The following is a 12,885-nucleotide window of genomic DNA, read 5'->3' on the forward strand; positions in this document are numbered from 1 at the left end:
CTATATTGATTATAACATATAGACAACTATCCATGTTATCTGTTCGGACCAAACAGAGTGCGCAGAGGTCAGCATGCAGTTCATCGGCACATTCATATTTACAGCCCTAATGCTCCTTAGTCTGACCGGTGTCAGTGTCGGCCAGTCGATCACGGCAAATCATACGTCAGTTCCGTTGTTCGAATCGATCCCGGATTCGGTGGTCCGCGAGATACGTTCGAACTACCGGATCTTCTACGGGCATACGTCGCACGGAAGCCAGATCGTGACCGGAATGCAGATGTTGATGTCCGAAGATACGCTGTATCGGGTGAACGATGGTGACGGCTCATTGTCCATTGAAGAATATGGATCGGATCTCGGTCATTTGGGGGATACCTCGTGGGCTCAGGTCACGCGTCAGCGCCTGGACCAGCCGGGGAGCGACATCAATGTTGTCGTCTGGTCATGGTGCGGAGGAGTATCGGACAATACGGTGGACGGTATCGCCACCTACCTGGCGAAGATGGCTGACCTTGAATTGGATTATCCCAATGTGAAGTTCATTTATATGACCGGACATCTGGACGGGACTGGGCCGACCGGAAATCTGTATCTTCGCAATAACCAGATACGGCAATCTACTACCTACCATGGTGATGTGCTGTTTGACTTTGCGGATATAGAAAGCTACGACCCGGACGGTGTCTGGTATCCGGACGAGACCGATGCCTGTGCATGGTGCGCCGACTGGTGCAGCTCGCATGGTTGTCCGACCTGTGGCGACTGTGCGCATTCGCACTGCTTCAATTGCTATCAGAAGGGGAAAGCATTCTGGTGGCTGATGGCGGAGATGATCGGGTGGGATAGCACGAATTGCTGTGTTGGAGTAAGGGGGGATGTGAATATGAGCGGAAATCTGTCACCTGATCTTTTGGATCTGTCTTTGTTGATTGCCTACCTGACAACATCACCAAAGCCATTTTTGCCATGTATTGGTGAAGCGAATGTTAATGGTGACGCAGGGTCATTGATCGATATTTCGGATCTGTCACTGCTAATTTGGTCTTTGGTCGCGCCGCCAAGACCTGTCCTGCCGAATTGCCCCTGATACTACCGGATCTGGTCTGCGGGGATAGCGTTTAATTCAGTGACGAGTCGCTGGAAATCCTGATTGGCGGGATCCAGTCGGACTGCCTCTTCTGCCGCAATTTTCGCGTCCTTCACTCTCATCAGATCAACATACGCCAGGCTGAGATAGTAATAGAGCGGCGGGTTGGTCGGGAATATCGCTTTGGCCTGTTCCAGTATGGCGACCGCGTTGGCGAAATCTTTCGTCTCCGAATAGCAGATTGAGAGGTTGATATATGGTTCCGGAAGGCGGGAGTCGTACTGCATTGCTTTCTGGAAATAGGGGGCGGCCTCGCTGAAGCGACCCTGGCGACTGAGAACGGTGCCGATATTATTGTAGCCCCGGCCATAGGTTGGATTGGCGGCTACGGCCTTTTGGTATTCGATGATGGCGAAATCGAGTTTTCCTTTGCGCAGGTAGGCGTTGCCCAGTAAGTCACGATTTTCTGCTTCGACTGTCGCCATATTCAGCTTGAGCAGGTCGTGATTGCTCTCGACCGCCAGCGCGAGAAATGCGATAACACAGATGATAACCGGCTTGAGCTTCCCTGCTTTCCATAGTTCAATGAACTTATAGACAGCGAAAACCGCAAAGAGGATGAGCAAGGGGACGAGCGGCTGACGGAAGCGTGAGCAGACGAAAAACGCGATCAGCGATGCCGAGAACGCACCGATGAAAAGATAGGGGAGAAGATACTTGCGCCAGTCTCGCAGTGAAAGTCCGATGCCGATCAATCCAAGCGGGGCGAGCAGGCCGTATGGGAAGTAGAGCCAACCGCGATGCAACAGCAGGTTCATCACTGAAGAGTATTCGTTCGGCAGATATTCATCCTGATTGTTCGGTATCTCGTAGCCGTTGATCAGTAGTCGCGCTTTCTTGACGAGCAGGCCGAAGAAACGACCGGGCTCCGCGCTGATCTCCTGCCAGGTTTTTGTGCTCCAGTAATCCGAGACTTCTGAGAACGTCAGTTTCTTCCCGGCTGCTTGCTCGGCTATGGCGATGGACTGCAGATAGCCGCCGCGCCAACTGGCATCGATCCCTTCAACTCGCGCCGACCAGCCATCGGCCTTAGAATTATTCCCGACATAGAAGTTGTATCCGCCCTGCCAGGAGATAGTGATGAATTCATCGGCTACTACATAGTTGCGGATGGTGACCGGAAGGACAACCAGAAGCGATGAGAACCCGACCAGGGAAATGGCGGTGATCGCTTTCTTAAGGCCATATTGCGGTCTGAGAATGAACCATCCCCAGATCAGGAGTGCGGGGCCAAAGAGAAGTATCGTGGGGCGGGCGATTCCGCCGAGGCCGAGCATGATCCCTGCGGCGATGAGCAACCAGCGGGATCTCCCCTCGGAGTAGACGAGCAACAGGATAGTTGATAACGAAAGGAGTACCTCGAGAAGCGTGATCAGCAATGAGGCATCATAGTAGATCAGAGTTGGATAAAAGACGGCGATCCACCCTGACCAGAGTCCGATTTGCTTGTTAAAGATCCGTTTGCCGAGGAAAAAGAGAAGGACCGGCACCAATGCCCCAAGCAGTATCTGGATAATCCTGACCCCAAAAAACGATCCGCCCGTCATTTTGAACAGGAACGCCAACAAGTAGGGATAGAGCGGTGCGCGGAAGTACGGTTCATTCGGATAGCCCTGGGGGGAATTGATCTGTTTGACCAATTCCATATGATAGCCTTCATCCATGGTGGGATCATCAAAGGTAGGCATCGACTCAAGTTGTACGACGTGGAACAGTCTGATACCAAAGGCGACGAGGAAGATCAATAGCGGGATGAGCCAGGGACGCGCAACTGAATGCGCTTGGGGTGCTCGACGGCCAGACATAGGATGAGTATACCGAGTGGGGAGGGGGAAATCAATTCAGATGTCGAATTGTTGGTGAATAGAGAAAGGCAAAGAAAAAGGCCGCGTGAACGCGGCCTTGAAATATCAGGAAAGATCCGAGACTTACTTCTTCTCGGGTTTCTTTTCGTCCTTTTTGGCACCAGCAGGAGCGGCACCAGCTTTGGCACCACCAGCGGGAGCAGCACCAGCTTTCGCACCACCTGCGGCAGGAGCGCCAGCGGCACCCGGTGCGGCGGCAGCAGCGGCCGCAGCCTCGGCTTCAGCAGCAGCTTCAGCAGTCGGAGCCTCGACCTTGATAACGGTCGGAGCGGAGATCGTCACCACGGTGCTGTCCTTGTCTTCCAGAACGGTGACGTTCGGGATAGAGAGGTCGCGCACGTGGATCGAGTCACCGATACTCAGCTCGGAAACATCAACCGAAACGAAATCCGGGATATTGGTCGGCAAGCAGGAGATCTCCAGCTCGCGGAGGACCAGGTTCTGGATACCGCCCTCGGACTTGACGCCTTTCGAAATGCCGGTGATATGAACCGGGATCGAGAGGTTGATCGGCTTGGTCATGGAAATGGCATGGAAATCAACATGCAACATCCGGCTGGAGACCGGATCACGCTGGATCTCACGGACCAGAACCTTGTTCGGTTTGCCGTCGATATTGAGGGTAAAGATGGAGCTTGACCCGGCTGCCGCCTTCATGGCCGAGCGAAATTCGCGTTCGGCGACGTAGACGGAAAGCGGAGTGGTCTCCGGTCCGTAGACGACGGCCGGGAGCTTCCCTTCCAGGCGAGCCTGGCGGGCAGGGCCCTTGCCGACAGTCTGCCGCGCGTTCGCGGCAATTGAGATCTCTTTCATGACTTGAAACTACCTCCAAAAACTATGTTCAACGTTCACTCTTCCATACGACTGGGCTGTTCTTCGAACAGCGAGGAGACCGACTGTTCATCCGAGATCCGTTTGATCGCTTCACCGATCAGTTCGGAGCAGGTCAGGATGACGTAGCGGTCCGGATCGAGATTCTTCTGCGACTGGTCGATCGAGTCCGACAGGATGATCTTGCGGATCGGCGATTTGGCCAGACGTTCGATCGCTGCGCCGGAGAGCACGCCATGCGTGCAGGCGGCGTGTATTTCATTGGCGCCACGGTCTTTCAGGACCTCAGCGGCTGTGCAGATCGAACCGGCAGTATCTACCATATCATCACGGATCAGGACGTTCCGACCCTTTACATCGCCGATCAAACTCATCACTTCGGAGACATTGGCTTTCGGTCGACGTTTGTCGATGATCGCCAGGTCTGCGTTCAGGCTGGCGGCGGTGGAGCGCGCCAGTTTCAGTCCGCCAACATCGGGCGGTACGACTACGAGATTCTCTATTCCCATCGTCCGGATGTAATCATTGAAGATCCAGGACGAGTACAAGTGATCGTGCGGAAGGTCGAAAAATCCCTGGATCTGACTCGCGTGCAGGTCCATGGTGATCACGCGGTCCGCGCCGGCGGTGGTGATCAGGTTTGCGACCAGTTTCGCCGTGATCGGGACGCGCGGACGGTCCTTACGATCCTGCCGGGCATATCCGTAATATGGGATCACTGCGGTAATGCGCATTGCTGAAGCGCGACGGGATGCTTCGATAAGCATCATCAGTTCCATCAGGTTCTCAGCCGGCGCGTTGGTCGGCTGGATGATGAACAGGTCGGCGCCGCGAATATTCTCATTAATCTGGACAAAGACCTCACCATCGGAGAACCGCGTGACCGTGCAATCGGTCAAGCGCTCGCCGAGGTAGGCGGCGATCTTTTTGGCCAACCCGATATTCGAGTTGCCGGTGACCAGCTTGATTTCGCTTCGAATGATCATTGCCGTTTACTCTATCGCTTTACTTATCCCGTCCGTCTTGATCCGGCCGGTGGCCGCGGTCAATTTGGCTGGGGCGCCTGGATTCGAACCAGGGAATGTCAGCTCCAAAGGCTGATGACTTACCACTTGTCGACGCCCCAACATCCGTATGCTTTATCAGAACGTCTGTCCGGTTCGCTCCAGTTCTTGCTGGTAGGCGTCCAAGACCTGTTCCTCGATCCTTCGTCGCAGGTCGGCGGTCACCGGATGGGCGATATCCTGATGGCTGCCATCGGGCCGCTTTCGACTCGGCATTGAGACAAAGCAGCCGTTCGCCCCCTGAATGATCTTCATTCCTCGCACAACGAATTCGCCATCGAAAGTCACGTTGGCAAAGCCCCGGAGCTTGTCTTCGTTGCGCAGCGTCACACGCACTTCGGTAATCTGCACGGCTCCCTCCCGCGATCAGCTGTCAACAACGAGACAGTTGAACAGGCCTGACTACCTGTACCTGCCAATCCGGCTCGCCATCGATCAGACCGTTGTCACACTCAGGCGCTGTTTCGAAGAGACCAAACATCGTTGCACCGGAGCCGGACATTCGCACTACACTAGCCCCAGATCGTGTCAACGACTCCGCTATCCGAGTTAAAACCGGATACCGTTTCCGATGTTCACCTTCAAAGTCGTTGCCGGACAGAGCAAGCTGTGCAAACAGCTCACCAGCCGTCCGGCAAACGGTTAACTTAAAGGGATTCTTGGGCTCCGTCAAGGTCATTTTGAGCGAGGCGTAGCTCTCGGCGGTTGAGATCTGAAGGTTCGGGGTAACTAAGACAATCCAATAATCAGTCGGGAAATCTGTCTCAGTCAGGAGTTCGCCGCGTCCCTGGGCAATTGCCTGTCCGGCAGTAAAAAAGAAGGGAACATCGGATCCGATGTGCGCCCCAATATCGGCCAGGTGAAATTCAGTTAACTGTAAGTTCAACAAAAGATTAGCTGCGATCAGGGTGGCCGCGGCATCAGCTGAACCGCCCCCCAACCCCCCGCCAACAGGGATGTTTTTTTCAAGGTTGACGTTTATCCCCTGTTTGATGCCGAGACGCGACTGAAGAAGCTTCCATGTTTTGGTTACTAAGTTATGCTCAACGGGGCCAATGTCTTGACGTGAGGAAACAATCGTCACATCGGGAGAGTCGCTGAGGGTGAAGGTGAGCCTGTCAAATAACGAAACTGCCTGGAAAAGGGAGTTGAGGTCGTGGTAACCATCGGGCCTCCTTCGCAGGACCTGCAGAAAGAGGTTTACTTTGGCGGGTGCGCCGATAATCAGGCTGTCGCTGGTGATTCGCTTCACAAACATGTCAGATTCTTTTCCTTCGAAATGAAGCACCGAATTGAGACGCTTGAACTTCTTAAGGTGTTAACATACAAGCAAGTTTGTGACGAAGCAAGCGGACGATCAATCTCGCGCGTTGCATGGTCCGCACTTGAATTCCCATAAACTGTTGCATATAATGAAGGCAATTATAGAGTGAATTAGCCGTGAAGGAGTTTTCGATGGATCGCTTCTCTGCTCAGGCCGAACTCAAAGTATCCGGCCAAGCCTGTAAGATCTACCGCCTCGATAAATTGAACCAATATGGCGCGATCGACAAAATGCCGTACTCGATCAAGGTGCTGCTCGAAAACGTGCTGCGCAATTGCGATGGCCGGGCAGTGACCGAGGATGATGTCAAGCGGCTCGCCGCCTATAGCCCGAAGAAAGTCGGCGAGGTCGAAGTGCCTTTCAAGCCTGCGCGTGTGATCCTTCAGGATTTCACCGGCGTCCCGGCTGTGGTCGATCTGGCCGCGATGCGGTCAGCCATGAAGCGGATGGGCGGAGACCCACAGAAGATCAACCCGCTAGTGCCGGTCGATCTGGTGATCGACCACTCAGTGCAGGTCGACGAGTACGGCAAAGAGGCCGCGTTGATGCTGAATATGGAAAAGGAATTTCATCGCAATCGTGAGCGATACGAGTTCCTGCACTGGGGGCAGCGGTCATTCAAGAATTTCCGGGTGGTACCACCCGCGACCGGGATTGTCCACCAGGTGAACCTGGAGTATCTCGCCAAAGTGGTAATTGCTTCCGATGGCGTCGCTTATCCCGATACATTAGTCGGAACCGATTCGCATACCGTCATGATCAACGGCCTCGGTGTCGTTGGCTGGGGAGTGGGTGGGATCGAGGCCGAGGCAGTCATGCTTGGCCAGCCGCTCTATATGCTGACTCCCGAAGTTATCGGCTTCAAGCTGACCGGCGAACTGGCCGAAGGGGTCACTGGCACCGATCTGGTGTTGACCCTGACGCAGATCCTTCGCAAGCGCGGCGTGGTCGGCAAGTTTGTCGAATACTGCGGCCCGGCGCTCGATAATCTGACTTTGCCGGTGCGTGCGATGGTTGGCAACATGGCGCCGGAGTATGGCGCGACTATGGGATTTTTCCCGGTCGACAAAACGACGCTCGACTATCTCAAACTGACCGGTCGCTCGGAGAACGAGATCGCTCTGGTCGAGGCTTACTGCAAAGAGCAGGGGCTCTTCCGCACTTCGACAAGCCCGATTCCGGAATTCACTGAACTCCTTGAACTGGATATCAGCACAGTGCAGCCGTCGCTTGCCGGACCGAAACGTCCGCAGGACAGAGTGTCGCTGTCAAACGTCAAGAGTGATTTCCTCCAGTTGCTGGGGAAACCGATCGCCGAACGCGGCTTTGAACTTCCCGCCGCCGAACTGACCAAAACTGCGGCGATTCGCAACGGCTACAACGCTGAGATCGGCCATGGCGCAGTCGTGATCGCAGCGATTACCTCCTGCACGAATACTTCCGATCCATATGTCCTGATCGCCTCAGCGATTCTCGCCAAGAAAGCGGTCGAGAAGGGGCTGAAGTCCAAGCCGTACGTGAAGACTTCGCTCGCTCCTGGCTCTCGCGTGGTGACTGATTATCTTGAAAAGGCTGGATTGCAGAAGTATCTCGATGCGATCGGATTCCAGACAGTCGGCTATGGCTGCACCACCTGTATTGGTAACTCAGGACCGCTCCCTGAGATCGTCTCCAATGCGATCACCGAAGGAAATATCGTTGCGGCGGCTGTTCTCTCCGGTAATAGAAACTTCGAGGGACGAGTCAATCCGCAGACTCGCGCGAACTATCTGGCTTCGCCGCCGCTGGTTGTTGCGTACGCATTGGCTGGAACAGTCGACTTTGACTGGGAGAAGGATTCGCTCGGCAACGACAAGTCCGGCAAGCCGGTCTTCCTGAAAGATATCTGGCCGACCCAAAAGGAGATTGAGGATACGATCAAGAGTTCCGTCACTCCCGAAATGTTCCGCAATCAGTACGGCTCGGTTTTTGACGGCAATCCGACCTGGAATGCGATCAAGTCGACCGGCGGCGAGATCTATCAGTGGGAGGAGGCCTCGACCTACATCCAGGAGCCGCCGTTCTTCATGGAGATGTCGAAAGAGGCGGGACATATCCAGCCGATCTCCGGTGCGAAAGTGCTCGGGATGTTCGCCGATTCTATTACCACAGATCATATCTCTCCGGCAGGCGCGATCAAGAAAGATTCACCGGCCGGCAAATTCCTGACCAACGCTGGTGTGACCTTTGATGATTTCAACAGCTATGGCTCGCGCCGCGGCAACGACCGTGTCATGACGCGCGGGACATTCGCCAATATCCGGCTGCGCAATCAGATGGTGCCAGGTGTCGAAGGGGGCGTGACCGTCTATCATCCGACCGGCGAAAAGATGTCGATCTATGATGCCGCGATGAAATACAAAGCCGATCGCACGCCGCTGATCATCCTTGCCGGGAAAGATTACGGCATGGGATCATCGCGCGATTGGGCGGCCAAAGGGACGCTCCTTCTCGGTGTCAAAGCCGTGATCGCCCAGAGTTACGAGCGAATCCATCGTTCGAACCTGGTCGGGATGGGGCTGCTTCCGCTGCAATTCATGGAGGGGGAATCGCGCGAGACGCTCGGCCTGACCGGCAATGAGACCTTCACGATCGACGGTCTTTCGGACAATATCAAGCCGCATGAAGTTCTGACGGTCCGGGCGAAATCGGAATCCGGCGAAAAGAGCTTCAAGGTGCTGACGCGCATTGATACGATCATTGAGGTCGACTATTATCGCCACGGTGGCGTGCTGCCGTATGTATTGCGGCAGATGATGTCGGCGAAGTAAGAGGAACCGGCCCTCATCCGGCGCTTCGCGCCACCTTCTCCCATAGGGAGAAGGGAAAATCCCCTCTCCCTGTGGGAGAGGGTGTCCGTAAGGGCGGGTGAGGGAATATGAGACAGTAGATTAGCAAATAAATCGAGGATAAAAAACAATGCCAGTAGTTACTCCTGAGATCTATCGGAAGATGCTTGATTCCGCTCGCGCGGGGAAATATGCCTTCCCGGCGATCAATGTCACCACTATGGAAACCGCCAACGCCGCCCTGAAGGGGTTTGCCGATGCCAAGTCGGATGGGATCATCCAGGTCTCGACCGGCGGCGGCGAGTTTGCCTCCGGTCTGAACCTCAAAGATGCCGTGTTGGGGGCGATCTCGATCGCCGAGCATGTGCATCGCGTGGCGGATCGCTATGGCGTCTACATCGCGCTGCACACCGACCATTGCCCGCCCGACAAGGAAGAGAAATTCCTTCGCCCGCTGATCGCGGAGACGGCGCGCCGTCGCAAAGCCGGAATGGTGAACCTGTTCCACTCGCACATGTACGATGGTTCTTCATTACCGACCAATGAGAATATGAAGCGCTCGGTCGAACTGCTCAAGCTCTGCAAAGAGAATGATATCATTCTCGAGGTTGAGATCGGTGTCGTTGGTGGCGAAGAGGACGGCGTTGACAACTCCAAAGCGGACCGTGCCAAGCTTTACACGACTCCCGAAGATATGATGGCGGTCTATGAAGCGCTGCATCCGATCGGCGGACGGTATATGCTGGCGGCGACTTTCGGCAATGTCCACGGCATCTACAAGCCGGGAAATGTGGTTCTTAAGCCGACCATTCTGCGCGATGGTCAGGAAGCCTGTATCAAGAAATTCGGGAAGCAGGGGGCGGCCGATCTGGTTTTCCATGGCGGTTCCGGCTCCGAGTTGAAAGATATTCATGAGACGCTGGAGTACGGCGTGGTGAAGATGAATATCGACACCGACACGCAGTACTGGTTCACCGAAGCGATCGTGAAGCATGTCGACACGTATCGCAAGGTGCTGCTGCATACGGCGGAAGATGTCGCTGACAAAAAACGTTTCGACCCTCGTTCCTATTTGAAGGAAGGGGAGAAGAATATGGCGAAGCGGGTGCAGATGGGTTGCGACGACCTGAAGAGCACGGGGAAAACGCTGTGTAAGTAGTCTATCTTTATTTGAATCTGATTTCTGCAACGCCCACTTGAGAGAGTGGGCGTTTTTGTGTGACATATTAGTTCACAATATCCCAATTGTCTTACCCGATCATTGACAAATCAGCCGACATTGTATATACTTCGGCCAGGAGAATATATCCGGTGATCTGGTGGGGTCTCGATTGGTAACTCGCTCAAGTTCTTACGCAGTCTTCTGCTTCCTTTCTATTAGTCTGTTAGTCGCCTGCTTTGCCGCTCCTTCGTATGCGTTGGACCGTCGCTTCCAATTGGTAATAGGAACAGGACTCTCAGATTACCAGATGGATGACATAAACAGATACTACCTTGATGCGTTCGCAAAACCGGCCGGGTTATTTGAGGGGGAACTGATCGCCGGAGCGCACATTCGCGCGACGATAGAATATCGGTTGTCACACCGATTCGTGGTTCTTGGCGGATTCGAGTATTTGAGCTCATCACTCGCAGATTCTTCAATGTTGAACAAGACCTCGCCGAATGCTTCGGTTTTGGGTGACTATGAAACCGAGTCAAGTTTCCTTGTCCGCGGTTATCTCCCATCGGTAGGAGGAAGGTACATTCTACGGGAGAAGCCGTTGGAGATTCGATGCGGGATGGATATTGCGTATCTCTTTGGAGAAGTCGATTTCGTTAGGCGGTATTACGGTGGTGTTCTGGCAAGTGAGAGGACCTCAAATGGCGCTCTCTTTTCTCCGACAGTCGATCTGTCATACTTTCCCAAGGCGAATCTCGCTGTCCGGTTGTCGTTGGGGTACAGGACGCAATCGGTCGGCAGTCTCAAAGATAGAAAGGGGACGTCGTGGTCGGTGGAGAGCGAGGGTCAGCAGCGGGAGATAGGTCTGGATTTCGAGGGTAGTTTTCTGACGACAAGCCTGGTGTTTGAGTTATGAAGAGATCAGCCGCCTTCCGAATGTTCGTTGCTGTAATGATGGCAGTCACCTGCTGTCTCTTGATAAGTGCGTGCGATAAAGACAGACCGTCCAGTTCCTGGCAGGTATATAATCGGAATACTCGAATCGGCGATATCAATCTGAACAACTTCGAGTATGAGATCGCCGATTACGTATTGTTTGCTCGGTATTTTCTCTACGGTGAAGCCGTCTTCACCAGAGACAGGGAACGTCAGGTATTCAATACCGATGTCAACCAGGATGGTACTCCACTTGGTGTCGGTGATCTGGTCCTGACCTATCTGACGGTTATCGGTGACGAACCTGAATGGTATGACGTATACGCGACTGTCAATGTGGATGTGGAAAATGACGAGGGAATATTGAGCGTCAGCCAGGATATTGGAGCGGCGTTACTTATTGTAGAGGGCGATGCTACGCCCATTAATTACACACAACACGACATGGACTATACCTTCGACGGTGTCAACACACGGATTCTCCTTTACGGTGATGTCAATAATGGGTGGACCGAATTCTCGGGGTGGTTTGTTGATATAGGCCATCACAAACTGCTTTCTCTTGAAATGGCAAGTCCCAAAGGGTATCCGGTCAAGATACACCTCTATAAGCCCGCGCTCGATTTTATCTCTGTATATCCGAGTCCATTCAAGGATAGCGTTCATCTCGCAATAGGTTTGATCAGTAGCGATAGTGCGGCCTTGCGCGTTCGCGATGCACTGGGGAGCGTTGTTTCTGATACTACAATCATGCGGGATAGCACACATTGGATACAGACCATTACCTGGGATGCGCGTGCTTTCCCTGATGGACTGTATGTCGCTGAACTGGATGTACGGGAAAACAGTATTATGCAGAGTTATTCAAAGACGAACATACGGGACAATGAAGCTGAATAGCCAGGCTTCCTCAGGCCTCGTACCTGCTCCTACTCTCTCACCTTCTTGAACCAATACCCTCCTTTGGTTGCGCCCCAGACTTGGGTGCCGGTGGAATCAAAGCCGCGATCCCACGAATACATGTAATCCATTGCTATCCGGACTTCGCTGGTCGCGTACGAGGCGCCGCGTAAGTTCGATGTGCATTCCTGTGCGCGAGTTGAGCCGACAAACGCCGAATCTCCCTCTGGGTGCAAGTAAATAGTACAACCTTCGCGCGCCTGCAGATCGTCGGGAGTCAGTGAATTCAGGTATTGCAGGCCGGTGTTGACTTTGCTATCGGCGAATTTCCGCCATGCGCCGATCGCCTTAACGCGGTCTTTCAGTTCAAAAACCTGGCTGGTGAGGGTGGTGTCGTCGAGTTGGGTCAATCGATAGACTCGTTGACGGTACGGGAGGTCAAGTTGGTCGGCACGGGCCTGTTCGATATAGATGTAGATGGCGGAACTGAGATGTTTCCAGATCGGCATCATTTGCACACGGATATCCAGGAATGCGGTGTCGGCCGCGGCTTGTTCAGCCGAAGAGAAGGAGCCGGTCATCATGTCAGCAAGGCGGGGGAGGGCCTGGTAAGGCTGAATGGTGTCAGCGGCCTTTGCCGTAATTGCCGATTGCAGAAGAACGGTTACAACTACAGATAAAGTGCTAATTCTCATGTGTCGATCCCTCAAGAATCCGCTAATAGTGCATTCAGTGGACCCAAAATCTGGTTGGAATCAAGGTGCTCAAGCCGGTTCAACATATCAACTCCAATTCTACAAAGACCGCTGAAATCCAGTTGCAAAA

At 53.9% G+C, this 12,885-nt stretch carries 11 protein-coding genes and 1 tRNA gene; 5 read left to right on the forward strand and 7 right to left on the reverse strand.

Translation table 11 applies throughout. The annotated features are described in order from the left end of the window. Positions 1-109: 109 nt before the first annotated feature. Positions 110-1,090, forward strand: a complete 981-nt coding sequence (locus tag IPH75_00480) for a hypothetical protein (protein MBK7140536.1) — start codon at positions 110-112, stop codon at positions 1,088-1,090. 2 nt (positions 1,091-1,092) lie between these two features. On the opposite strand, the gene IPH75_00485 is transcribed toward IPH75_00480, so the two are convergent. The 6 genes from IPH75_00485 to ispE all read right to left on the reverse strand — a co-directional run bounded on the left by IPH75_00485 (position 1,093) and on the right by ispE (position 6,168). Continuing rightward, the gene (locus tag IPH75_00485) at positions 1,093-2,955 is read right to left on the reverse strand and encodes a glycosyltransferase family 39 protein (GenBank protein MBK7140537.1); all 1,863 of its coding nucleotides are present in this window, start codon (positions 2,953-2,955) and stop codon (positions 1,093-1,095) included. Between the two features lie 123 nt (positions 2,956-3,078). After that, complete coding sequence (locus tag IPH75_00490) at positions 3,079-3,828, reverse strand: 50S ribosomal protein L25/general stress protein Ctc (GenBank protein MBK7140538.1); 750 nt, start codon at positions 3,826-3,828, stop codon at positions 3,079-3,081. 35 nt (positions 3,829-3,863) lie between these two features. Next, on the reverse strand, positions 3,864-4,832 hold the full coding sequence (locus IPH75_00495; GenBank protein ID MBK7140539.1) for a ribose-phosphate pyrophosphokinase: 969 nt from the start codon (positions 4,830-4,832) through the stop codon (positions 3,864-3,866). Positions 4,833-4,897: 65 nt separating this feature from the next. Then, positions 4,898-4,972 (reverse strand) — tRNA-Gln (locus IPH75_00500). Positions 4,973-4,988: 16 nt separating this feature from the next. Further along, positions 4,989-5,261, reverse strand: a complete 273-nt coding sequence (locus tag IPH75_00505) for a septation protein SpoVG family protein (GenBank protein MBK7140540.1) — start codon at positions 5,259-5,261, stop codon at positions 4,989-4,991. Between the two features lie 22 nt (positions 5,262-5,283). Continuing rightward, entirely contained in the window at positions 5,284-6,168 is an 885-nt protein-coding gene (gene ispE / locus IPH75_00510; protein MBK7140541.1) for a 4-(cytidine 5'-diphospho)-2-C-methyl-D-erythritol kinase, read from the reverse strand. A 182-nt stretch (positions 6,169-6,350) separates the two neighbouring features. Here ispE and acnA point away from each other — a divergent pair, with 182 nt between their 5' ends. The 4 genes from acnA (at position 6,351) to IPH75_00530 (ending at position 12,060) form a co-directional block, all read left to right on the forward strand. After that, entirely contained in the window at positions 6,351-9,044 is a 2,694-nt protein-coding gene (acnA, locus tag IPH75_00515) for an aconitate hydratase AcnA (protein MBK7140542.1), read from the forward strand. A gap of 148 nt (positions 9,045-9,192) precedes the next feature. Next, positions 9,193-10,221: a class II fructose-bisphosphate aldolase gene (fbaA, locus tag IPH75_00520; GenBank protein ID MBK7140543.1), complete on the forward strand. Its 1,029-nt coding sequence runs from the start codon at positions 9,193-9,195 to the stop codon at positions 10,219-10,221. Positions 10,222-10,381: 160 nt separating this feature from the next. Continuing rightward, the gene (locus tag IPH75_00525; protein MBK7140544.1) at positions 10,382-11,140 is read left to right on the forward strand and encodes a hypothetical protein; all 759 of its coding nucleotides are present in this window, start codon (positions 10,382-10,384) and stop codon (positions 11,138-11,140) included. Beyond that, the gene (locus IPH75_00530) at positions 11,137-12,060 is read left to right on the forward strand and encodes a hypothetical protein (GenBank protein ID MBK7140545.1); all 924 of its coding nucleotides are present in this window, start codon (positions 11,137-11,139) and stop codon (positions 12,058-12,060) included. Before IPH75_00525 ends, IPH75_00530 begins: the two co-directional genes overlap by 4 nt. Positions 12,061-12,089: 29 nt before the next feature. Here IPH75_00530 and IPH75_00535 read toward each other — a convergent pair whose 3' ends face one another. Further along, positions 12,090-12,755, reverse strand: a complete 666-nt coding sequence (locus IPH75_00535) for a chromophore lyase CpcT/CpeT (protein ID MBK7140546.1) — start codon at positions 12,753-12,755, stop codon at positions 12,090-12,092. Positions 12,756-12,885: the final 130 nt, after the last annotated feature.

The organism is bacterium, from assembly GCA_016708025.1.
In the GTDB taxonomy this organism is placed as follows: Bacteria; Zixibacteria; MSB-5A5; order GN15; family FEB-12; genus FEB-12.